22 protein-coding genes are annotated in these 22866 nt (G+C 57.6%); 13 read left to right on the top strand and 9 right to left on the bottom strand.

All coding sequences use genetic code 11. From position 1 onward, the window contains the following. Window positions 1-177: 177 nt before the first annotated feature. A complete protein-coding gene (gene dnaA / locus FHX76_RS12560; RefSeq protein WP_167151126.1) occupies window positions 178-1587 on the bottom strand; it encodes a chromosomal replication initiator protein DnaA in 1410 nt (469 codons plus the stop codon). Window positions 1588-1921: 334 nt separating this feature from the next. Between dnaA and rpmH the strand changes: the two genes are divergently transcribed. From rpmH to FHX76_RS12520, 8 genes are all read left to right on the top strand, one after another. Further along, window positions 1922-2059 (top strand): 50S ribosomal protein L34, encoded by a 138-nt coding sequence (gene rpmH, locus FHX76_RS12555; RefSeq protein ID WP_167151124.1) that lies wholly within the window; start codon window positions 1922-1924, stop codon window positions 2057-2059. Between the two features lie 27 nt (window positions 2060-2086). Then, complete coding sequence (rnpA, locus tag FHX76_RS12550) at window positions 2087-2455, top strand: ribonuclease P protein component (protein WP_167151122.1); 369 nt, start codon at window positions 2087-2089, stop codon at window positions 2453-2455. Beyond that, window positions 2452-2766: a membrane protein insertion efficiency factor YidD gene (gene yidD / locus FHX76_RS12545; RefSeq protein WP_167151120.1), complete on the top strand. Its 315-nt coding sequence runs from the start codon at window positions 2452-2454 to the stop codon at window positions 2764-2766. Before rnpA ends, yidD begins: the two co-directional genes overlap by 4 nt. Window positions 2767-2772: 6 nt before the next feature. Further along, the gene (gene yidC / locus FHX76_RS12540; protein WP_167151118.1) at window positions 2773-3807 is read left to right on the top strand and encodes a membrane protein insertase YidC; all 1035 of its coding nucleotides are present in this window, start codon (window positions 2773-2775) and stop codon (window positions 3805-3807) included. 9 nt (window positions 3808-3816) lie between these two features. After that, window positions 3817-4329: a R3H domain-containing nucleic acid-binding protein gene (locus tag FHX76_RS12535; protein WP_167151117.1), complete on the top strand. Its 513-nt coding sequence runs from the start codon at window positions 3817-3819 to the stop codon at window positions 4327-4329. Window positions 4330-4343: 14 nt separating this feature from the next. Continuing rightward, window positions 4344-4985 carry a 16S rRNA (guanine(527)-N(7))-methyltransferase RsmG gene (rsmG, locus tag FHX76_RS12530; RefSeq protein WP_167151115.1) on the top strand — a complete coding sequence of 214 codons (642 nt, stop codon included), beginning with the start codon at window positions 4344-4346 and terminating at the stop codon, window positions 4983-4985. 82 nt (window positions 4986-5067) lie between these two features. Beyond that, window positions 5068-5970, top strand: coding sequence for a ParA family protein (locus FHX76_RS12525; protein ID WP_167151113.1), 903 nt, complete (start codon window positions 5068-5070; stop codon window positions 5968-5970). Next, window positions 5960-6946 (top strand): ParB/RepB/Spo0J family partition protein, encoded by a 987-nt coding sequence (locus FHX76_RS12520; RefSeq protein ID WP_167151111.1) that lies wholly within the window; start codon window positions 5960-5962, stop codon window positions 6944-6946. The genes FHX76_RS12525 and FHX76_RS12520 overlap by 11 nt, the downstream gene beginning before the upstream one ends. Window positions 6947-7054: 108 nt before the next feature. Here FHX76_RS12520 and FHX76_RS12515 read toward each other — a convergent pair whose 3' ends face one another. The 4 genes from FHX76_RS12515 to trxB form a co-directional block, all read right to left on the bottom strand. Further along, window positions 7055-8056, bottom strand: a complete 1002-nt coding sequence (locus FHX76_RS12515) for a D-alanine--D-alanine ligase family protein (protein WP_167151109.1) — start codon at window positions 8054-8056, stop codon at window positions 7055-7057. A gap of 39 nt (window positions 8057-8095) precedes the next feature. After that, on the bottom strand, window positions 8096-9421 hold the full coding sequence (locus FHX76_RS12510) for an aminotransferase-like domain-containing protein (RefSeq protein WP_167151721.1): 1326 nt from the start codon (window positions 9419-9421) through the stop codon (window positions 8096-8098). A 152-nt stretch (window positions 9422-9573) separates the two neighbouring features. Next, on the bottom strand, window positions 9574-9897 hold the full coding sequence (gene trxA / locus FHX76_RS12505; RefSeq protein ID WP_167151107.1) for a thioredoxin: 324 nt from the start codon (window positions 9895-9897) through the stop codon (window positions 9574-9576). 25 nt (window positions 9898-9922) lie between these two features. After that, entirely contained in the window at window positions 9923-10849 is a 927-nt protein-coding gene (gene trxB / locus FHX76_RS12500; protein ID WP_167151106.1) for a thioredoxin-disulfide reductase, read from the bottom strand. A gap of 88 nt (window positions 10850-10937) precedes the next feature. Here trxB and FHX76_RS12495 point away from each other — a divergent pair, with 88 nt between their 5' ends. The 3 genes from FHX76_RS12495 to FHX76_RS12485 all read left to right on the top strand — a co-directional run bounded on the left by FHX76_RS12495 (window position 10938) and on the right by FHX76_RS12485 (window position 14216). Next, window positions 10938-11402 (top strand): hypothetical protein, encoded by a 465-nt coding sequence (locus FHX76_RS12495; RefSeq protein ID WP_167151104.1) that lies wholly within the window; start codon window positions 10938-10940, stop codon window positions 11400-11402. Between the two features lie 178 nt (window positions 11403-11580). Then, a complete protein-coding gene (locus FHX76_RS12490; RefSeq protein WP_167151102.1) occupies window positions 11581-12939 on the top strand; it encodes an LCP family protein in 1359 nt (452 codons plus the stop codon). A 143-nt stretch (window positions 12940-13082) separates the two neighbouring features. Next, window positions 13083-14216: a peptidoglycan glycosyltransferase FtsW gene (locus FHX76_RS12485; protein WP_167151100.1), complete on the top strand. Its 1134-nt coding sequence runs from the start codon at window positions 13083-13085 to the stop codon at window positions 14214-14216. Between the two features lie 98 nt (window positions 14217-14314). Here FHX76_RS12485 and murJ read toward each other — a convergent pair whose 3' ends face one another. From murJ to FHX76_RS12470, 3 genes are all read right to left on the bottom strand, one after another. Further along, window positions 14315-15958 carry a murein biosynthesis integral membrane protein MurJ gene (gene murJ / locus FHX76_RS12480; protein WP_243848790.1) on the bottom strand — a complete coding sequence of 548 codons (1644 nt, stop codon included), beginning with the start codon at window positions 15956-15958 and terminating at the stop codon, window positions 14315-14317. Next, window positions 15955-18090, bottom strand: a complete 2136-nt coding sequence (locus FHX76_RS12475; protein ID WP_167151099.1) for a DUF6049 family protein — start codon at window positions 18088-18090, stop codon at window positions 15955-15957. The genes murJ and FHX76_RS12475 overlap by 4 nt, the downstream gene beginning before the upstream one ends. 115 nt (window positions 18091-18205) lie before the next feature. Then, the gene (locus FHX76_RS12470) at window positions 18206-19951 is read right to left on the bottom strand and encodes a thioester domain-containing protein (protein ID WP_167151097.1); all 1746 of its coding nucleotides are present in this window, start codon (window positions 19949-19951) and stop codon (window positions 18206-18208) included. 195 nt (window positions 19952-20146) lie between these two features. On the opposite strand from FHX76_RS12470, the gene FHX76_RS12465 reads away from it, so the two are divergent. Further along, window positions 20147-21577 carry a CCA tRNA nucleotidyltransferase gene (locus FHX76_RS12465; protein WP_167151095.1) on the top strand — a complete coding sequence of 477 codons (1431 nt, stop codon included), beginning with the start codon at window positions 20147-20149 and terminating at the stop codon, window positions 21575-21577. Further along, complete coding sequence (locus tag FHX76_RS12460; protein ID WP_167151094.1) at window positions 21558-22376, top strand: PIG-L deacetylase family protein; 819 nt, start codon at window positions 21558-21560, stop codon at window positions 22374-22376. Before FHX76_RS12465 ends, FHX76_RS12460 begins: the two co-directional genes overlap by 20 nt. On the opposite strand, the gene FHX76_RS12455 is transcribed toward FHX76_RS12460, so the two are convergent. Continuing rightward, entirely contained in the window at window positions 22373-22795 is a 423-nt protein-coding gene (locus tag FHX76_RS12455; RefSeq protein WP_167151092.1) for a DUF2871 domain-containing protein, read from the bottom strand. The genes FHX76_RS12460 and FHX76_RS12455 overlap by 4 nt on opposite strands. Between the last annotated feature and the right edge of the window lie 71 nt (window positions 22796-22866).

Here is a 22866-nt window from a genome sequence, read left to right as displayed (position 1 = left end):
ACGCGAATCTACAGCAATTCAACAACTCACACCGTTGTAGTTCCTTAGAGAAATATGGCCTCAACAGAGTTATCCACATTTTCCACAGGGGTTAAGACTATTAATGAATATCTAGTTAATTAATGGCGCTCAATAACTTTCTCGGAGATGACCGGAAAGCACACGCACTAACTGTTGTTACCTGTTGGTTTGCTTAATGCGGCTTGTGAGCTCGGTCACTTGGTTGTAAATCGAACGACGCTCTTTCATCAGTTCGCTGATCTTCTTATTGGCATACATCACCGTGGTGTGGTCACGTCCACCAAAGAGCTGGCCAATCTTTGGCAGCGAGAGGTTTGTCAGTTCACGACACAGGTACATGGCAATCTGCCTAGCTGTTGCCAGGGTCTGCGAACGAGACGATCCGTAGAGATCATCAACAGAAAGCTTGAAATAGTCTGCCGTGTGATTGATGATGTCAATTGGCGAAATGACGTTGTCTTCGTCAAGGGTGATGAGGTCTTTGAGCACTGTCTGCACAAGAGGAAGATCGACAACCTGACGGTTGAGGCTCGCAAAGGCGGTCACTCGAATGAGCGTTCCCTCAAGCTCACGAATATTTGACGAAGCCTTTGAAGCGATGTACTCCATGATTTCGTCAGATACCTGCAGCTGATCGTTTTGCGCCTTCTTGCGCAAAATCGCGATCCGGGTCTCAAGGTCTGGGGTTTGAACGTCGGTGATCAGACCCCACTCAAAGCGAGAACGCATCCGGTCTTCGAATCCGGTGAGCTGTTTTGGTGGGAGGTCGCTTGTGATCACGAGTTGCTTATTGTGATCGTGCAACGTGTTGAACGTGTGGAAAAACGCTTCCTGGGTCTCGGCTTTTCCCTGCAAAAACTGGATGTCATCGATGAGCAAGATGTCGATGTTGCGGTATCTGGCGTGAAACTGGTTGCCCTGGTTATTTGCAATCGAGTTGATGAAGTCGTTCGTGAACTCTTCGCTACTCACGTAACGAACACGAATACCCCGGTACAAGCTCTGGGCGTAGTGACCGATCGCGTGCAGAAGGTGAGTTTTGCCGAGACCGGATTCGCCGTACACAAACAGCGGGTTGTACGCCTTGGCCGGTGCTTCTGCTACGGCAACAGCTGCTGCGTGTGCGAAACGGTTAGACCCGCCAATCACAAAATTGTCAAAGCTGTATTTGGGATTGAGTCGGCTGTCTTCGATGCTCTGCTGTGGTTCGCGATCTTCCGTCACAACTGGCTCGGGAGGAGTCGTTGATTCGAATCGCTCTTCGGCGGCTTGATGGTGTGACTCTTGCTCTGGCTCAATCTCTGGATTCACCACAACTGCAAACGTGGTGATACCGGAGTCGACGGATACCGCGGTGATGGCTGCCATGAGTGGAACCCTGAGCCGGTGCTCGATCATGCTCCTGGTGAAATCGTTTGGAACTTCGAGGTAGATGGTTCCGGCCATCACTCCACGGGGCTCAGCGAGTGTGACAAAGCCACGCATTGCGGGTGTGACACGCTCATCGGCAACAAGTTTTTCAACAATTGTTGACCATGCCCGTACGACGTCATCAGAGTCAGACATCAATCCTCGGCCTTCTCAGGGTTTTACACAGCATTTATACACAGGGGATATCGACAAAGTTACCGGAAAGGCCGCTAATAGAAGAGGTATCCAGACAAACCTGGGGATAAGTTACTCACAACGGTAACCAATTGCCTCCGTAGTAATCAAGTTGACCAATAATGGATGTGATGGTCACCAACACCACGCCCCTAAGCTGGCAAAACAGCGTGATATCGTCTTTACGGTTTGACGTGGCGCAGTATCCGGCGTATTTTTAACTCTTTGGATGGGTGCATTGTGTGCCCCAAAGACTTTCCGGCCAATACTGGTCGGCTAATCGCAGGAGTTTGTCATGAGTAAGAGAACGTTCCAGCCGAACAACCGTCGTCGTGCAAAGGTTCACGGCTTCCGTCTTCGCATGCGTACCCGTGCAGGTCGCGCCATCCTTTCGGCTCGCCGCACCAAGGGCCGCACCAAGCTTTCTGCATAAGCTTCACGCAACCAACGCACACTCATCGTGCTCTCTCCCGCGCATCGCATCACCTCGGCAGCTGACTATCGCCGCACGGTTCGAAGTGGAGAGCGCATCAGAGGGCGCCACTGTTTGGGCCATGTTCAGGCAACACCAGCCGGAACATCGGCCCGATTTGGTTTTATCGTGTCAAAAGCTGTTGGAATGGCACACACTCGCAACCTCGTTCGCCGCAGACTCAAAGCCATAACGGCCGAGTTTCTTGCCGACGGATTGACAAGCGTTGATGTGGTCTATCGGGCCCACCCAAGTTCGGCAAACGCAAGTTATGCAGAACTCCGGGACGACCTGCGCAGGGGCTACTCGCGCATCCAACAGCTGAGCGAAGCAAAGCTCGAGGCGGTTGGGCAATGAAAATTGCCCTCTACAACCTTGAGCTAGTTCCGCGAAATATCGCCATTGCGATCCTGACCGTTTATCGGTTTTTGATCTCACCGCTGTATGGTGATGTGTGTCGTTACTACCCCTCGTGCTCCCGCTATTCGCGTGAGGCCATGCAGTCTCACGGGTTTTTTGGTGGCGTATGGCTGACAATCCGTCGATTACTGCGGTGCCACCCGTGGTCTGAGGGCGGTATCGATGATGTTCCGGAACGCACAAGTGCGCGGTTTACGATCACACGATCGGGCTTCGTTGTTGCATATCCCCAGAGAAAGGCTCAGTAACACCGCATGGACTTTTTAGGTACCATACTTTGGCCCATCCGTTGGGCTATTGAGCTAATTATCGTCGCGTGGCACTACCTTTTCACCGCAATCGGGATGGATGCCGGCCTCGGCATCACCTGGGTGCTTTCGATCGTTGGCCTCGTGGTCGTCGTTCGATCTGCACTTATTCCCCTGTTTGTCAGGCAGATCAAGTCTCAACGTCGAATGATGGAGATCTCGCCCCAGCTGAAGAAGATTCAGGACAAGTACAAGGGCAAGAAAGACCAGTTCTCGCGCGAGGCGATGTCTCGCGAGACAATGGCGATGTACAAGAACAACGGAACGAGTCCGTTTGCTTCGTGTATGCCAATCCTCGTCCAGATGCCGATCTTCTTCGGTCTCTTCTCCGTACTCCGCAATGCGAGCGACGATAAAGCCGGTGTTGGACTGCTAACCAAAGATTTGGCGCACTCCTTCGCAAACGCTGAGATCTTCGGCGCACCGCTTAACGCAACTTTCACGGGTGCCTGGGAAAACGGGCCGTGGCAGGTCATGGTTATCGCCGCCGTCCTCGTGATTCTCATGACGGCATCGCAGTTCTACACGCAGCTGCAGATCACCTCGAAGAACGTCTCAGACGAGACCAAAGCCTCACCGATGTATAAGCAGCAGCGCATCCTGTTGTACATCATCCCCTTTATGTTTGTCTTCTCGGGTGTTGCCTTCCCGCTCGGACTGAACTTCTACTGGTTCACGTCGAACGTCTGGGCCATGGTGCAGCAGTTCATTATCATCCGCCAGATGCCCACCCCTGGCAGTGAGGCCTACCGTCTCCGCCAGCAGCGTCTTGCTCGAAAGGGCAAGCTTGAGGCCGGCCCTGAGGAAGAAACAACGCAGGCCCTCAGCGCAAACCAGAAGGCTCAGCGTCAACAGCCGATGAGTAAGAAGCGCGCAAAGAAGAACCCTGGCGCTACCGGCGGATCAACCGCCCCAAAAACCAATGAGTCTGGATCAGACGATACGAAGGACTCCGGGTCAACCGGGTCCAAGAAAAGTTAGGACCGAACCGTGACCGATCACGTAGAAGACATTGCGCCAGTTGTCGACGATGTTCGATCAACGTCTCAGCTTGATGAAGAAGGCGACATTGCCGCTGACTACATCGAAGAGCTGCTCGATATCGCTGATCTTGACGGCGACATTGATATTACGGCGCGCAATGGACGCGCGTATGTAGCGGTGAACGATGGCGACGGTTCAAGCCTGGCTGGGCTTTCAAGCCCAGAGACGGTGAACGCTCTTCAGGAGCTCACTCGCCTTGCCGTGCAGAACAAGACCGGCGAATTCTCTCGTCTTATTCTCGATATTGGCGGATCACGCGCGGCCCGTACTCGCGAGCTCCAGGAGCTTGTCGAGACGGTTATTGCCAAGATTACTGCAGGTAGTGAACGCGAGGCCCTTCCGGCTATGTCGTCTTACGAACGCAAGCTCGTGCACGACTTCGTGTCAGAAGCAGGATTCCATTCAGAGTCTGAGGGCGAAGGTCGCGGCCGACACATCGTCGTCTCCGCAGCCCTCTAGTTTCACGTGAAACAATGAACGATACTGTGATTGAAGTCGAGCCCGCCATTGCCGCGGAGCTCCTCGGTCCACAGATCGACCAGCTTCGTCAGTACACCGCAAACCTGTGCAAATATGGCGAAGAACTAGGCCTGATTGGCCCGCTTGAACTACCTCGAATTTGGACTCGACACATTCTGAATTGCGCCATTGTTGCGCCGCTCCTTCGCCCCGGTCTGGTAGGGGACATTGGTTCAGGTGCTGGATTGCCCGGTTTGGTGCTTGCCGTGGCCCGACCAGACGTCGATTTTGTGCTCATTGAGCCAATGGAGCGTCGCGTGAAGTGGCTTAATGACCAGAGAATCGATCTGGGCCTCAAAAATGTAACCGTTTTAAGGGAACGAGCCGAGGATGTTCGGCTTGAAACTCCCTTGGATCAGGTCACGGCTCGTGCCGTCAGCTCGCTCCAGAAGCTCATCCCACTCACGGCGCCGCTTTTGCGCCCTGGTGGACAGCTCGTTCTTATGAAGGGAGCGAGCGTGCAAAACGAAATTGACGCCGCGCAGAAGCAGCTTCGCAAGTTTCGAGTGTCTGACCCAGAAGTTATGGTGCTTGGTACGGGTGTTCTTGAAGAGGAGACTCGCGTATTTCGGGCTACAGTAGGAGAGTCGCAATAAGCGCTCTCCGTGCGCAACGTGTTGCGTTTCACGTGAAACACGGCGAGTGCATTGCCCTCAACGCCTCAACAATAAAGGAATCATGAGTCTAGAAGCCAGTGCGCCCCTCGGGCGTCAAGTTGCCGATAAGGCACGTCGACGTCGACTGTTGAAGGAACATCCTGCGCCATTCCCCTCAAAAACACGGGTTTTGACGATTTCAAATCAAAAGGGTGGTGTTGGCAAGACCACGACCACCGTGAATCTTGCTGCGGCATTGGCAAAGTCCGGCGCGCGGGTGCTGGTGATCGACCTCGACCCACAGGGGAACGCATCCACGGCGCTTGGGGCCGAGCATCGCGAGGAAACCCCCAGTGTGTACGACGTCATCGTCGGAGACAAAGCGATGGCCGATGTTGTACAGAAAAGCCCGGAATTCGACACGTTATTTTGTGTTCCCGCAACGATTCACCTAGCCGGAGCAGAAATTGAACTGGTTTCGCTTGTTGCCCGAGAACAGCGCCTGCGCAGGGCTCTTGATATCTTCCTCGATGCTCAAGAAATCCCGTTCCACTACGTCTTTATTGATTGCCCTCCGTCGCTCGGATTGCTGACAATCAACGCGTTTGTGGCCGCACGGGAAGTACTTATCCCCATCCAGTGTGAATACTACGCACTCGAGGGACTCAGCCAGCTCCTCAAAAACATTCAGCTGATTGAGCAGCATCTCAACCCTGAATTACGAGTCTCCACCATTCTCCTGACGATGTTTGACCAGCGCACAAACCTGGCACAGGAGGTTGCAAGTGAGGTTCGAGAACACTTCCCTCAGCAGACGCTGAAAACAGTAATCCCCAGATCAGTGCGTATTTCTGAGGCTCCGAGCTACGGCCAGAGCGTCATTGAATACGATGAAATGTCGAGCGGATCCCTCGCCTATCTTGAGGCCGCAGCAGAAATTGGACACCGAGGAATCCGTCGAGAGGTCGCTACGAATGGCAGCTAAAAAACGAACCGGTCTTGGCCGCGGCATTGGCGCGCTCATCCCGAATGTTGAGGAAAACGGCAAGCGGCCTGTGGATATCTTCTTTGATGCCCAGCCGAAGACCCCAAGTGACGTTGCCACCACAGCGACCGTGAGCGGGGTTGAACTTGTTCAGGTTCCGGGTGCGCGGCTTGCGCAGCTGTCACCGTCTGACATCATCCCCAACGCAAATCAGCCCCGTACGGAATTTGTTCCTGAGGCCCTTGCCGAGCTTGAGCACTCCATCCGCGAGTTTGGTGTGCTGCAACCGATTGTGGTGCGTCCCATTGAGCCTGCGCCTCCGTCAGGGCAGCCACAGTACGAGCTCATCATGGGTGAGCGTCGCCTGCGGGCGAGCAAAGCGGTAGGCCGCAAGACAATACCTGCTGTGATCAGGGAAACTGCTGACGAGGACATGCTTCGCGACGCGCTGCTTGAAAACCTTCACCGCGCGGAACTGAATCCCCTTGAAGAGGCCTCCGCATATCAGCAGCTTCTCGCAGACTTCGGTATTACCCAGGAGCAGCTCGCGAAGAAAATTGGCCGGTCTCGTCCCCAGATCAGCAACACCATGCGTCTGCTGCAGCTGCCGGAAGTCATCCAAAACAAGGTTGCCGCCGGTGTGCTCTCTGCAGGCCACGCCCGCGCCATTCTGTCCGTCGGCGACGACAGCGATGCGATGAAGGCATTGGCCGACAAAATCGTCAACGAAGACCTCTCAGTGCGAGCGGCGGAAGCCGTGGCTGGGCAGTCTCCTCAGCGCAAGAAGAAGCCAAAAGCCGGCGGGCGAATGGGCAAGCTTGCCGATATCTCCGAACGGCTTGGCGATCGACTCGATACGCGCGTGCGCATTAACCTCGGAGCAAAAAAAGGCCAGATTGTCATTGAGTTTGCGACCGTGCAGGACATGAACCGGATCCTCAACGAACTGGGAGACCCAGGCTTCGGCGGCCAATAGTCCGTCATAAACATCATCGATGTATCTTCGTCGCCGGTCCTGGTTCAGGGCCGGCGACGAAGACGTTAACGCGACGGGCTCGCCCCCTATTGGATCGGTCCGAACCGCCTAGCCGTCGCTGCCCAAGGGGAGGCTTGATTCGTTATCACCGACGGCGTCCGTTGAGAGGGCGTCGTACGCGAGCTCGGAGCACACGTGAGCGAGCGTAAGGCCCGCGTTCTGTGCGGCGAGGGGAAGCAGAGACGTCTCGGTCAAGCCTGGCATCACGGTAGCTTCGAGGAACACAGGGACCCCGGTCTTATCAATGATGAAGTCGATGCGAGAAAGATGGGAGAGACCAAGTGTCTGATGAGCGAGCAGTGCCTGATCGGCTACAAGCTCAGTGACACGTGGTGACAAGCGCGCCGGGGTATAGAAATGGGTCTCACCGGCGTTGTACCGCGCTTCATAGGAGTAGAGACCGGAGCGCGGAACGATTTCTACGGCGGGTAGCGGGGTAGTCATCCCGTCGAGCTCGATGATACTGACGGCAACCTCGGTGCCAATAATGCGCTGTTCAATGAGGGCGATGTCGCTGTAGGTGTAGGCATCCACCATGGCGCGAGGCAGATCGGCCGGCGAGTCAACCACACTCACACCCTGGGCAGAACCTCCCTGGCTTGGTTTTACGACGAGGGGAGTGCCGAGTGCCTCACTGATCACGGGCAAGACACTGGCCGCGCCAAGCTCTCGAAACGCCTCTCGCGCGAGGGCAATGCCGGGTGCAATGGCCACGCCGGCCTCTGCGACGATGGACTTTGCAACCGGCTTTGACCAGGCCCTGCGCGCGGCATCCGCAGAGGAGCCAACAAACGGAATGCTGAGGGCTTCGAGGAGCGAACGCAGCGCCCCATCCTCTCCGCTTGCCCCGTGGAGGGCAGGCCAGACAACGTCGGGCCGGTTGGCAACCAGGTATGGCAGCAGCTGGGCATCTGGCTCCTTCTCGATCACGGTGTGACCCGCTGCCTCAAGGGCCTCGGCAACACGCCGTCCCGAGCGGAGCGACACATCCCGCTCGTGAGAGATTCCGCCGGCGAGAACAACGATAGTGAGGGGCGCTTTGTTGGTCATGTGTATACGTCCTTATGCAGAAGGTGCGGTGGAGGAGTCTTAGTTGATGTTTGGCGGGGGAGCGGTGTAATCAGTTTCACGTGAAACCGAAGTGGTGGCGCCCCGCCCGAAGGTATTAATGAGATCAAGCTCGCCGTTAATGACCGTGCTCAGGCGACGGATTCCGGTCGCAATGTCCGTTTCGTTTGGATAGCAGAACGACAAGCGGATGTTCTGCCCACCACCTCCGTCAGCGAAGAACGCCGTGCCAGGAGTGTACGCAACCAACTCCTTGACCGCGCGCGGCAGCATTGCCTTGGAATGAAGTTCATCCGGCAGGGTGAGCCACACGAAGAATCCACCGTTTGGATTGGTCCAGCTGAGCTCGGGGAGATGGTCGTCAAGCGCGGTGAGCATTGCGTTCTTACGGCCGCGATAGATGCCTTTGAACGTGTTGATCTGCGCGAGCCAGTCGGTGGTGTCGAGGTAATCGTTGATCACAAATTGGCTAAACGAGCTTGGACACAGAATGGCCGATTCAACCGCAAGAATGAGCTTCTCACGGATGGCATGTGGTGCGAGTACCCAACCAATCCGAAAGCCGGGGGCAAGCGTTTTTGAGAACGAGCCGAGGTAGACGACGCCGTCGTCAATCGCGCGGATCGCGTCCGGCGCTGGCTCGTCAAAGGAGAGCATCCCGTACGGGTTGTCCTCCATGATAAGAACGTGATGGCGACGGCAGATCTCTGCAATGCTGGCCCGTCGATCGGACGACAGCGTGACACCGGCCGGATTGTGAAAGTTTGGGATGGTGTACAGCATTTTCACGGTCTTGCCCTCGGCGCGCAGCGTGATAATTCGCTCTTCGAGTGCCTCCGGGATGAGCCCGTTGTCATCCATAGCGACGTGGGAGATTTCGGCCTGATACGAACGGAACACACCAATGGCGCCAACGTAGCTTGGTGCTTCCGCAAGGATGACGTCACCTGGATCGATGAAAATCTTTGTGACAAGGTCGAGGGCCTGTTGGGAGCCGGTGGTGACCACAACATCCTCAGGACTCGCCTGGATGCCCTCTGCGGCCATGACCTGGGTGATGTGCTCTCTGAGAGACGGGATGCCCTGCCCGGAGCCGTACTGGAGCGCCTGGGGCCCAACGGTGGCCATGACCCGCTCGATGGAGCCCGTGATTCGGTCATTTGGCAACCCGGCAACAAACGGCATCCCGCCGGCAAGAGAAACAACCTCTGGGCGTGAGGCAACCGCAAAGAGGGCTCGAACTTCGGACGCGCTCAGGCCGGCCGCTCGGGCCGCATAGTGGTCATACCATGGGTCGAGGCTGGTTCCTAAGTTCGTCTCCGTTTTCACAGATCCTCCTTGTGTGATGTGAATAACTCACCACATTACTCGCGCAAGAATAGTGACGGCAGCAAAACGGCCCCGTGACCGGAAGATCAGGCCAATTTGTGCGGGGGAGAAAACCAAAACGCCCCGTTGATCTCGCAGGCGAGAGACGGGGCGTTACGGATGCTGTTGGCTTAGAGGAAGTCAGCAAGTTCCTTTTCGAGGGCAACCTTTGGCTGCGCACCGATGATCGACTTGACCTCGTCGCCGCCCTTGAATACCTTCATGGCAGGGATGGACGTGATGCGGTATTTGGCCGCAAGCGAGGGGTTCTCGTCAACGTTCACCTTGACGATCGTGATCTTGTCGGTGTTCTCAGCCGCAATCTGGTCAAGAACCGGTCCGACGAGGCGGCAGGGGCCACACCATTCTGCCCAGAAGTCAACGAGGACGGGCTTGTCAGCCTCGAGTACCTCTGCGTTAAAGGTTGCTTCGGTTACATCGCGTGCACCAGACATTATTTCTCCTTGTGATTGGTGATGATTATTCGCCGAGGGCGGCGAGGTAGTGTTCTGCGTCGAGGGCCGCAACGGTGCCAGAGGCTGCCGCGGTAACGGCCTGACGGTAGGTCGGGTCGATGACGTCACCAGCGGCAAAGACGCCGGAGACGGAGGTCTTGGAACTGCGCCCGTCGACGGCAATGGTGCCTTCTGGGGTGAGATCAAGCTTGCCGTGCACCAGGTGGGTGCGCGGGTCGTTTCCGATGGCGACGAAGAGACCCTGAATATCAAGGTTGCTTTCGGTTCCGTCGGTGGTGTTGCGCAGGGTCACGCCGGTTACCGCGTCTTCGCCCGAGATTCCGACAACCTCTGAGTTCCAAACGAACTCGATCTTTTCGTTGTCAAAAGCGCGCTGCTGCATAATCTTGGATGCGCGAAGCGTGTCCTTGCGGTGAATAACGTAAACCTTGCTTGCAAAGCGGGTGAGGAAGGTTGCCTCTTCCATAGCCGAGTCGCCGCCGCCAACAACAGCAATGGTCTTCTCCTTGAAGAAGAACCCGTCGCACGTTGCACACCACGAAACGCCGTGGCCAGACAGGCGCTCTTCGTCGGCAAGTCCAAGCTTGCGGTACGCCGAACCCGTGGCGAAGATGACGGCATGTGCTTCGTGGGTTTCCCCGTTGCCGAGGGTGACCTTCTTGACATCGCCAGAAACATCGAGCTCGGTGACGTCGTCGTAGGCAACCGTCGTGCCGAACTTCTCGGCCTGCTCCTGCAGCTTATCCATGAGCTCAGGGCCCTGGATTCCCTCGGGGAAGCCAGGGAAATTCTCCACCTCGGTGGTGTTCATCAGCTCGCCGCCAGACTCGACGGAGCTTGCGAGCAGCAGAGGCTCGAGGCCCGCGCGGGACGCATAGATGGCAGCCGTGTAGCCGGCTGGGCCTGAGCCGATGATAATGATCTGTCGCACGCGAAACTCTCCTAGTGTGTCGGGGAATATAACCAATCCTATTGCCCGGATATTCCCGGGGGCGTTTTGTAGGAGCATCCTCCCAAACTTGGGTGGTAACGTCGTCGAGGATTTCGGTTTTGTTGCCGAGACAGGACTCATCGCGAGGTATCACATGAACACGACGGCGGGGGTGTCTGCGCGCAGAATGCTTGCGCTGCTGCTGACCTTCATCATCGTGGTGCCTGCCTTTTGGTTGCTGAGTAGCCTGCAGAGCAGCGACGCAACGGAGTCGAACCAGATCGACAGTTCTCAGTCGGTGTATTACGACGAGCAGCGGGTCAACCGCACCGTTGTGTTTGATCACGATGAGAAAGACGACCGCTGTTCGTCTGGCACAACCGATCCGGTCGTTGACCAGACCATGGCGCACGACCAGTTTGCGTATCTGGCCCCGTTCTGGACACTAACCGAACGCGAGTCAGCTGACGTTGTCTTTGCCGAGCAACTTCCGCCACTGGTAGAGAGACCCAGAGACATTCCGATTCCGCCGCCAGACGTGGTGTTGAGCTAATTTCCCGGTGTCCACACGGACACCATATCCGCGCAACCTATGCGCGTGAGCTCGTGCCTCATTGGCACATCATCTTGTTACGTTTGCGGCGACCACCGCCGCGGCCTCCTGTGTGCCGTTCGACGGCAGAATGCGGAGCCGCGCGCCGACGCCAGCAGCCTGCTGAACGGAATTAATTATGAAGACGTATCCATCTCGCCCGCGACCCTCTGCCGAACAACAGATTCCTCCTCGTCATGCAACGAACCGTCGCCGAATGTTCAGGCGACGGCGCATTCTTGTTGGGACCGCCGCAGCCCTCGTGCTTGTACTTGGCGGTGGTGGCATCGCGATTGCCGCGCTCTATCACGATGTGAACAGCGGAATAAGCCGGTCCGACTTTAGCCTGCCGCAGGTTGCGGAGGCAGACGCAAACGCCGTGCCAAAGGGGGAGCAAAATATCCTTGTGATGGGCCTCGATAGCCGGCGCGATCAACAGGGCAACGCGCTTTCCGAAGAGGTCTACACGGCACTGCGTGCCGGTGATGAGAACGACGGCGGGTACAACGCAAACGTGCTCATGCTGATCCATATCCCGGCCGACGGGGGTCAGGCGGTTGGTATTTCGATCCCTCGCGATGATTACGTCGAGCTTGTTGGAGCCCCTTCGGGAGTTGCATACTCCAAGATCAAAGAGGCCTATGGCCTCGCCTTTGCGGAGCGGATGTCGCAGCTCGTGAACACCGGCGAGTTGAGCGACGAAGACGCGTACCAAGAGGCACGGGCTGCCGGGCGGCAATCCCAGATCGAAACGGTGTCCCATTTTCTCGGTGACGTGCGTATTGATCACTTCATCGAAATGACCATGGCTGGTTTTTACAGCATCGCCAATGCGGTCGCACCCATCACCGTTTGCCTCAACAACGCGACGGAGGATGCCTATTCAGGTGCCGACTTCGATGCTGGCATCCAAGAACTCGACCCGGCCCAGGCGATGAGCTTCGTGCGTCAACGTCGCGACACTGGATACAACAACGGCGTCGATCTGACCGACTTCGACCGCACTCGGCGCCAGCAGGCCTTCATGGTGGCATTGGCGAACAAACTGAAGGACAAGGGAACGCTGACGAACGTGGCGACGCTCAAACAACTCATCGATACGGCCAAGCAGTATCTTGCGATGGATACCGAATTCGACCTGCTGAGCTTTGGCTCCGTCGCCGCAGAACTCTCCGGTGGCAATCTCACCTTCGTGACGCTGCCAATCGTTGAGTTTGGCATGATCGACGGGAAATCGGTCAATATTGTCGACGTTGATGAGGTGCAGGCAATGGTACGAGGACTGCTCGGCGGAACGACTGATGCTGGGGATGCCGGGGATGCCGCCGCTGATGACGGTCTGCTTGAGGCACCGCAAGAATCGACCTACGCGGGGGAGGATGCTGTTGTCGACGACCCGGCTGTTCCCGCCGACGGCGATCCTCAGCCAAACGGAACCGCCACGTACAGCACCTGGGACGAGCCGTTGCACTCCGGCAGCCTGCCGTGCGTGAACTAGGCGGGGCTGACCGGCGCACGGCTGAACGCAGCACGGCTGAACGCAGAACTGTGGCGCGGCGGACGGACACGAACCAGTCGGCGCCCGGCCGTGATGGTGGCTTCGCCCCGATTGAGGCGCGGACACGGCTCCCAAATATCACCATGGCCCGGATACTGCTCCCGAAGCCGGCGGCTCGGCTTCCACCTCTTGGCATCGCCCTTGTGACAGTCACCGTGATGTTGGTGCTGATCGGCGTCATTATGGTGCAGTCGGCGAGTTCAGTGGTCGCAATTGCCGCCGACAAGAATCCGCTTGTTGGCATCCAGAGGCAGGGCCTGTTTGCGGCTGTTGGGCTTGTGATTATGCTGACCCTCAGCCGGTGCTCCATTGCTACGCTGCAGCGGTTTGCTTGGGTTGGGCTTGGCCTTGGGTTTCTCCTGCAGCTGCTCGTTTATACACCGCTTGGCTACGAGGCGGGCGGCAATCGCAACTGGATTCGCGTTGGGCCAATTTCCGGTCAGCCATCGGAAATTATGAAGTTCATGCTCTTGGTTTGGATGGCCACGGTGCTTGCCGCAAAGGAGCGCCTCCTCGGATCCTGGAAGCACGTCATCATCCCGGTCGTTCCCGTAGTCGCACTGTCGGTAGCAATCAACGTGGCTGGCGGCGATCTTGGCTCCGTGCTCATCATCACGGCAGTGCTCTTTGGGGCGCTGTTCTTCGCGCAGGTCAGGTTGCGGATACTTGCACTTCTTGCCCTGTTCGGGAGCCTTGGCATCGCCGTGATGACGCTCATGAAGCCAAACCGAGTCATGCGCGTTGTGCACTATCTTGAGACCGACTGTGTGCGCGACCTTGACGCACTGCACGGCCTGTGCTGGCAGCCCATGCAGGGCCTGTGGGCGCTGGCAAATGGGGGAGTCTTTGGGGTTGGTCTTGGCCAATCGAAGGCGAAGTGGTCGTGGCTTCCTGCGGCTGAGACTGACTACATCTTTGCCATGATCGGCGAGGAGACCGGGCTCATCGGAGCAGTCTTTGTGCTGCTGCTCTTTGTGATCATGGGCGGTATTTTTGCGTGGCTCCTGCGTAGCCCACTTGAGACGTTTCCCGCGGTGATCCTTGGTGGTGCATTCACCTGGTTCGCGACTCAGATGGTCGTGAACATTTCGGTCGTCCTCGGTTTTCTGCCGGTCCTTGGGGTGCCGCTCCCGCTTGTCTCTGCCGGTGGCACATCACTCATCGCTGGCCTAGCGGCAATCGGCGTTGTCCTTGCGTGCATGCGCAGAGAATCATGACGCTCGACTCGCGCATCCGTTCGCCCCAAAATCCGGTTTTTGGCGACCAAAGAGCGGACTTTGGGGCGAACAGAATGGGGTGGAGGCCATAGCGCCGGTTAGCGGCCGAGGCGGCGCATGATTGGGGCGGCAAATTCCTTCAGCTCGGACGAGCGCATGAAGTGGAGGATGGCGAAATAGATTGCCGACATGACAACACCAACAGCGCTCATGACGATAATTGCCGTGACCTTGTTGGCCGTTCCGAAAGCGCCAGGGGTGTTGCCACCCAAGAGATTCGTGACAAAATAACCGACCACGGCTGCGACGGCACCAGCAAAGAAATACTGCAGAAGCGTTCGGGTGACACGCTTTCCATCCAGGCCGCCTGGGATGCGCTTGCGAAGCAGACCCAACGCAATGGGCATCGTAGCAAGCGTTGAAACTCCCTGGGCGATGGCAAGGCCAACAACCAGGTATTCGTGGGGAACGAACATCCCAACGCCAACGGAGAGAATCGCTTGCAGCGCATACTGGAACAGGAAGAAGAAGAACGGCGTTCGGGTGTCACCGAGCGCGTAAAACGTTCGCTGGGCCACAAACACAATCGTGAAGAATACCAACCAAATCATGTTGGCGATGAGCACAAGCGTCATGCCAACAAGCTGACTGTCTTCTTTCACAAAGAGCTTACTGAGCGGCATCGCGAGTACGACCATGCCAAACATTGTCAGCGTGATGAGGAGACAGACAGATCTCACGATCTCTGAAAAGTCTTTTCGAACCGCAGGAAAGTCTTTTGCGGTGGCATGTTCGCTCATCCTGGTGAAATGGGCCGTTGTAATTGACACGGTAATGATGGAGTGCGGAAGCGCAAATATCAGCCAGGCCGTCGTGGAGATGAAGAGTGACGGCAACTTGGTGTCGTACGTGATGTATGCAACGTTTGTGGTCACGATGAGGGTGAGCTGAGCAGCGATCATGATGCCAAACGCCCATACCGAGGCGCGGCCAGCGCTGCGAAGCCCAACGCCCTTCCACTTAAAGTCGAGCTTGAACTTGAGACCCGCTCGCTTCCAGAAGACCAGCAAGATTGCCGCCTGCGCGATGACCCCAAGGGTGGTGCTTCCACCAAGCACAGCGATTCGGTCGGGAGTCCAGTCGGCCACGGTGGCGTCACCGTTTGGGTCCGCACCAAACATCACGGTGAACAGGATGAGGCCAAGGATGCCGATGACGTTATTGAGGATGGGAGCCCAGGTAAACGGGCCAAACATCCGTCGTGCATTGAGGATTTCGCCGAGCACCGTATAGAGCCCATAGAACAGAATCTGCGGCATACACCAGTAACCGAGGGCGATGGCAAGGGCAAGGCCAGCGCCATCCGTACCCGCTTCGCTGGATGCAGCGGAGTAGATCGTGACAATGACCGGAGTCAGCACAACCGCAATGGCTGTTGTTGCGCCAAGCACCACAATTGCCAGGGTAACGAGTTTGTTGATGTAACTTGCTCCGCCGTCGAAGCCCTTCGCTGCCCTGACAATGTGCGGGACAAGAATGGCGTTGAGAACACCACCGGCAATGATCAGGTAGACGTTATTTGGGAGCGAGTTTGCGAGTGCAAAGGCGTTTGTTCCGACACCAACCGAACCAATGGTCTGCGCAAGCACCATGATCTTGAGAAAACCAAGCAGACGAGAAACGACCGTACCTGATGCTAACCAAACGCTTGCTTTACCAATGTTGTCGGTAGGGGTGGTCAATCGACTTCGCTTTCGTGGTTGCCGGCATTGAGGGCTCGGCTCTTTCGTTTGTTGCGCACGCTGCGCCAGGCGCCAAATCCGAAGAATGACACAACCAAGACTCCGAGAACCACGATGCCGATCACCTCCCAATCGGCATGAATGGTGATTGGGATGTTGACAGGCAGTCCGACGGGCTGATCGTTTGCAGCGCGAAGGGTGACGTTGATGGAGACGTCCCCGTTTGAGACGCGGGTCTTGACGGGAACGCTAACGCTGCTTTGCGAGGCAGCTTCGATGCGAGTGTTTTCGTCGGGATCGCTGATTGAGAGGCGGTTGTTTGATGCCTCGGTGTGCACCTTCACCACAACGGGGAAGGGCAGCGCATTGTTGACGTAGACGGGAATCTTAGACTCCGAGCCGAGCAGGTTGATGGGCGTCGACTGGGTGATAGACACGCTGTTCAGAATGGCGGCATCCCGCTCGAAGTATCCGGTGGCAAACGTGTTGAACGAGGTCAGCGGCGTCGCATGGGCGGCACTCGCTAGGTTCATCAGGCGCACGCGCTGAGCGGCGACGAGTAACTGTGGGGTTTCGAGAACTGCGGAGAACGCGCCGATGTCGGCTTCACCGGCAATGCCCTGTGAGACGCCATTGAGGCGTGCCTCCGGCACAGAACGGTCTGCAATTTCGAATGAACCGAGCGGGGAAGGGGCTACACCATTTTCGGCCAACGCGGCTTCACCGTCGGTAACTGAAGTGACTGACACCCAGGGGAGCGATTTGATCGCATTGACGGTGTCGACGATGTGTTCACTGTTGCCAATTGTGGTGCGGTCGAGGCCAACGAGCAGATGCTGTTTTGTCCCAATACCGGCATTTCCTACGAGTGAGAGTTCCGCTGCAATTCTGTTGCGGGCCGACGAAAACTCAACATCAGTTTTCGCATCGAGGGCATCCATGGTCTTCTCGCTGATGGCGCTATTGAGCACCATTGATGAGACGCTCCCAACCGTTGCACGAGTCGACGTGGTGATGGCAGGGAGCTGGGAGACATTGTCACCGTCAATCAGCATGGTTGAGAAACCGTTTGCTTTGAAAAAGTCGGTGTCAGTTGGAGAAACGGAGTTGGCAACTGGCCATACGGTTGGGCCGTACGAGTAGTTCCACTTGGTCAACTCGTCAACGGTTAACGGTGTGGTGCTCTCGTCGGCGGATGCTTGGTTCGCATAGTTGAGGCTCGTCACAGCGAGTGGGGCTGGCAACGCAAGCTGCGCCTGTACCGCAAGGTCGGCATCCGAGAACTGGAGTGCAAAGCTTGGGTTCTTGAGTGTTGCGAGCCGCTTGAGCCAGTCGGTTGAGGACGCCGGTGCTGCACTGCCAAGAACGCGAATGGATGCGATGACCCTCGGGTCGATCGCAAGGATGCCGCCGCTTGAGCTTGCGGCATCCACTATCTGGGTGAGTGAACCGTCGGGACCCGTCAGCGTGCTGAGTTCTTCGGCCGTTGCGAGTGATTCGATGCTTGCTGGCAACACGACGGGGAGGACAACGCTGACAACGGTTGAGACTCCCTCGTTGACGCCGCCCCAGACGAGGCTTGTGCGATCAATAAGCGGATCTCCCGCGCCGCGGACCGTCACCGAAAGCGCGTACACGCCTGGTTCGCTAGGGTTCAGGCCGAGTGCACTGACGGGAACAGTGAACGTTTGCGTGCGCGTCTCGCCAGCAGGTACCCGTTCAAGAATGTTGGTGTGTACCTGCGTTCCCAGCTGCGAAGCCGTGAACTCGTCGCTATCCAGGATGTCACCAAGATCTGCTTCGTCACTGATGCGGTCGCGATCAATGTAGAGGGCAACGGGGAGGTCTTTGAGCTCGTTCTCGCCGGTGTTGGTGACCTCGATGGTCGCCGAAACGTTGTTTTGATCGGTCGTGAGCACGGTGCTATCTGACGAGATGAGAACGTGCGCTTCCGGGGATGCCTGACCGTCTACCGCGACCGGTCCACTTGCTGGAACCCGCATCGCCGTTGTGGCCTGTGTCGCGGAGCTGATGGGGGCTATTGCGACGAGGGACGCGACAACAACGGCCGCGCCTGCGGCAAGAGCCGGATACCAGAGCACGCGAGAACGGGTTTTACGCGCAGCGGACATACGGTGATTCTATGATGCCCGCCTGGGTTTTAGGTTGGTGCCGTACCGTGAACGGCAGGATGCGCCGCGTATGTTCGCGCAAGACGCGACGCCCCTGAGCCCTTCTCATACCGACTTAGACCGTGCGCGTTTGCCGCTGCCGCCGCGCGTTCGCCACGAGAACGATGGCACCAAGAACAAACGCGATGGCTGCGAGCCCGTACGGCGACTGATTGGTGCCGGTGACCGCGAGGGCTGTCCCTCCCTCCGGTGTCGCTGATGGCCCACTGCTTGGTGTCACGCTGTCCGTCGGTTTGGGCGTTGGGGCTGGGGCCGCCGCATTGGTGATGGTCGTCGACTGGGTCGTCCCGTCAAGCACGGTTATTTCGTGTGGCGTGATATCAAGGACGTAACCGGTCGGGGCGGTCCGCTCCACAACGGTGTAAGAACCGGGGGAGAGCCCGTCTACTGACGCGTTGCCTGTCGCATCCGTTGTCATGGTCGCTACCGTTTGGTTGTTGGCATTGATGACATCGAATACTGCGTCCTCAAGGCTGTTGGTCGCGTCTGCCGCATCCTGCTTGTGCAGCGACAGGGCACCGGACGGCACCGCGCTCGCGGTGTTATCCACGATAAGTGTCTCGGTTGCGTCAGCCGTAACGGCTACTTCGTGTGGAGTCACATCGAGGGCGTAACCGGTTGGAGCGGATTGTTCCACAACCCGGTACGTTCCAGGTTCAAGCCCGTCAGCTTGTGCGTTTCCATCGGCGTCCGTTGTCAACGTAGTGACGACAGCTCCGGACTCGTTGAACACCTGAAAGACAGCACCCCCGAGTGAGACGCTCGTGTGTTGTGCATCCTGCTTATGGATGGCGAGGGCGCCTGGTAGGGCATCCGTTACGGTGAGCGATGCGGTCGTCTGAGCTGTCCCGACGGTGTCTTGGCTTGCCACGATCAGTCCTTGCCAGCGGGAGGCCGGGTCAGTTGGCACAAACACCCGGCCGACACTAATCGTTGCAGAGGTTGCAGTGGCAGAAGCCGATACTGTTTCGCCCACTTGGAGACCGCTGGCGTCAAGATAGAACTGGCCGCCGTTGAGAACCGGGCCTGTTATTGGCTGGCCGGTGGCATCAACGATCGCAACCGTCGAGGTTATGCTTGCGCCGGTACTTGCCGTTGTGTGCACGGTAAATGGGCCGGCATGGCCGGAGAGGGGCGCCGTAAGGCTGGACGGTGTCACCGTCAGACTTGGCGTTGGCTCAGTGGCACCATCAACGGCATTGTTGAGCATCCAGACCATGAGGTTTTGGATAATGGTTGAACGTGGGTACGTGACGAGGTCTTGGGGAACCGTAGCCGGGGACGGGAAGAGGCGGCCCCCTGCGATACTCGGGTCGGTGAGGTTCCAGATCGCAAACTGGGTAGCGGTTATGGCATCGAGGTCGGTAACCCCTGCGATTCCACTTGCCGCAGCGAGCTGCGCTCCGGTGAGATTTGGGTACCCGTGGCCCAACACCCAAAGTACTTTTCCTGCGTTTGGAATGAACGAGTTGTATGGCACACTCGACCATCCACTTTCACCGTATGGTTTTGCGACGCCAATCGGGATGTTGCCCTCGATGCAGTACGTGAAAAAGGTGCTGCTCACGCCGGCATCATCCTTGAGCGTGAATTTGAACATGTCACCGTTTTTGCCCGCAACGCTCCCGTCGGGTTGAGGCATGCCGTAGAGCGATCCCTTGTTTGAATTGGTGGCCGTACCTGACGGCGTCGCTTGAGACGCTGTGCTTCCGGCAAACACCATCAGTACGGCGATAAGAGCGGCGAGTGCGGCGGTGAAGACCGTCCGTCGTCGCGTGAAAAACGAAGAAGTTTGAAACATTTGAATCCCCTAAAAAACGAATGTGCAGTAACACTAACGAGCACCTGTTTTGGGAGTGGGCGGCTGGCAAAACCTGAGTAGAACGCAAGCAAAAATTGAGTACGGTAGCGGAATTTTACGTTCTTGCGTGTGATTTGTATGGGGGCTTGCGCTGAGGCCATCGATGTGCGGCAAACACCCTCTAACATTGAATCCATGCTGAATATGGCAGACGCCCTGTCTGCGCTCCAACAACTTGCCACGTCCCCCGTCGCCGCGACGCTCTCAGAAGCGTTTGCTGAGGCGGGTCACGAACTGGCCCTCGTCGGTGGACCCGTTCGAGACGCCATGCTCGGCCGTCCGGTCAACGATCTTGACTTCACAACATCAGCTGACCCCGACGAAATCTTGCGCATTGTGAAGCCGCATTCTTCAGCACAGTGGGATGTTGGCCGCGAGTTTGGCACGATCGCGGCCAAGGTTGGCGACGAAACGGTTGAGATCACGACCTACCGGGCTGACAGCTACGACGCAGACTCTCGTAAACCCGAGGTTGTCTTTGGCGACAACATCGAGGGGGACCTGCGCCGCCGAGACTTTACCGTGAACGCGATGGCGTTGCTTTTGCCGGAAATCAAGCTTGTTGACCCGTTTGGTGGGGTTGAGGACCTCCTTGCCGGCGTTCTACGGACGCCAGGAACCCCAGAGCAATCGTTTAGCGACGACCCGCTGCGGATGATGCGGGCGGCGCGGTTTGCCTCACAGCTCAGCTTTGCAGTTGCCGACGATGTGCGTGATGCCATGGAGCACATGTCTCAGCGCCTCGAGATCATCTCGATGGAGCGCATCCGCGAGGAACTCAGCAAACTCCTGTGCACCGATAACCCAAGGCCAGGAATGACGCTCCTTGTCGATTCCGGACTCATGGAACTCTTCCTCCCCGAGGTGCCGGCGCTGAAACTTACGCAGGACGATCACAAGCGGCACAAGGACGTTTACGAGCACAGCCTCACGGTTGTTGACCAGGCGATTGATCTTGAGCACGAGCGCTTCCCTGATGCCGAGCCCGATCTGGTGCTGCGTCTTGCTGCCCTGCTCCACGACATCGGCAAGCCTCCGACCCGCCGGTTTGAAGGCGGCGGGGTTGTGACGTTCCACCACCACGACGTGGTCGGGTCAAAGATGGCAAAGAAGCGCCTTCGGGAGCTTCGCTACGACAACGACACCATCAAAGCGGTCGCCCGTTTGGTTGAGTTGCACCTGCGCTTTTTTGGCTATTCGGATGCGCCCTGGTCTGATTCGGCCGTGCGCCGCTACGTTCGTGATGCCGGTCCGTACCTTGAACAGCTACACATCCTCGTTCGTGCGGATGTCACGACTCGCAACGTACGGAAGGCCGACCGCCTGGCGTTTGCCTATGACGACCTTGAGGAACGCATACGCGTGCTGAGCGAGGAAGAAGAGTTGCAGGCCGTTCGACCTGACCTCAACGGTGAGCAAATCATGGAGCTGCTTGAGATCGCTCCCGGCCCCATCGTTGGTAAGGCCTATAAGTTCTTGCTGGAGTTGCGGCTCGACGAGGGACCCCTCGGTGAAGAGGAAGCCACTCGCCGTCTGAAGGAATGGTATGCCACGCTCGACGCCTAATCACCGCGAGGATTCCGCACGAAGCGGCCTGAGCACGTCAGCAGGTGCGCCGTGGGCCGCCGCACGGCATGTGCTCGTGTTGCACGCGCATCCAGACGACGAGACGATCGCAACTGGCGGCACACTCGCGATGCTCGCTGCCACCGATATTGGCCTCACCCTCGTGACGGCCACCCGTGGCGAGCGGGGTGAAGTGGTCGATGGGCCCCTGAGCGCGCTTGAGGGCACGGCCGAGCTTGGCCCGTATCGCGAGGGCGAGCTCGCGAGGGCGCTTCGAGTGCTCGGCGTGAGCGATCAGCGTTTTCTCGGATCTGCCCGTGCCCGCCGAGACGGGCTCGAACCGAGGGTCTATCGGGATTCTGGGATGCAGTGGGGTCCTGATGGCTTGGCCATTGCTGACCCAACCGCGTCGGCCGATTCCTTTTGCCTGTCATCCTTTGACGAGGCCTTTGACGACCTGCTTGAGGTGGCCAAAGACGTCGAACCAGACGTTGTCATCAGTTATAACTCGATCGGCGGATACGGGCATCCAGACCACGTCCGCTGCTACGAACTTGCCGTTGCCCTTGCCTCGCAAACCGGTGCGAGGCTGCTGCAGGTGATTCCGCTGGATACCGCCGAATCCCACGTGCCGGCCGACGGAATCCCCGTCTATCGGAATGAACTGGGTGATTGGTTTGAGACCAAACGAGAGGCGCTGCGCCAGCATCGCACCCAGCTCACCGTTGACGGTGACGACCTTGTGCATTCGGGAGGGCAGCGCCAGGCCATCGGTCGCACCGAGCTCTTCGAAGGCTAGGCAGCTTCAGCTTCGACGCGCTTCAGGCTGCGGCCAAGCGCAACGAAGTACACAATGAGTCCGGCTGACATGAGGATGTGTCCAAGCCCGGCGATGCCAGAAACCGCGGCACCCGTTGTTGTGCCAAAGACGCGGAACGTTCCGTTGATGGTCATCATGGCAACCGTCACAATGAGCCCTCCGTTGTACAGCCAGAAGAACCACGTGTTGAGTTTTTGGCTGTGGGACACGTTGAACACGCGCTCAAGAGCGAGGGCGATGAGCAAGACGATGACGCCGAGGGTCAAGAGATGGGTGTGCAGCACTGAAAGCTGCGTTTCGCCAGAGAAATCGTTGATCTTGGTGATCTCTCGGTAGTAGACGCCAGAGGCGAGACCAACAACGAGGTAACAGAATGCAGCGATAAATAGGCGTTTCATGGGTGTCTCCTCAGAGTTGCGATGATGAGCGCTGAATCGCTCCACTTCTATGCTTCCCGAGGTCGCTCGAG

It is taken from the genome of Lysinibacter cavernae (genome assembly GCF_011758565.1).
GTDB lineage: Bacteria > Actinomycetota > Actinomycetes > Actinomycetales > Microbacteriaceae > Lysinibacter > Lysinibacter cavernae.
The sequence above is the reverse complement of the archived record's forward strand: the minus strand, read 5'-3'. Positions and strand labels throughout refer to the sequence as shown.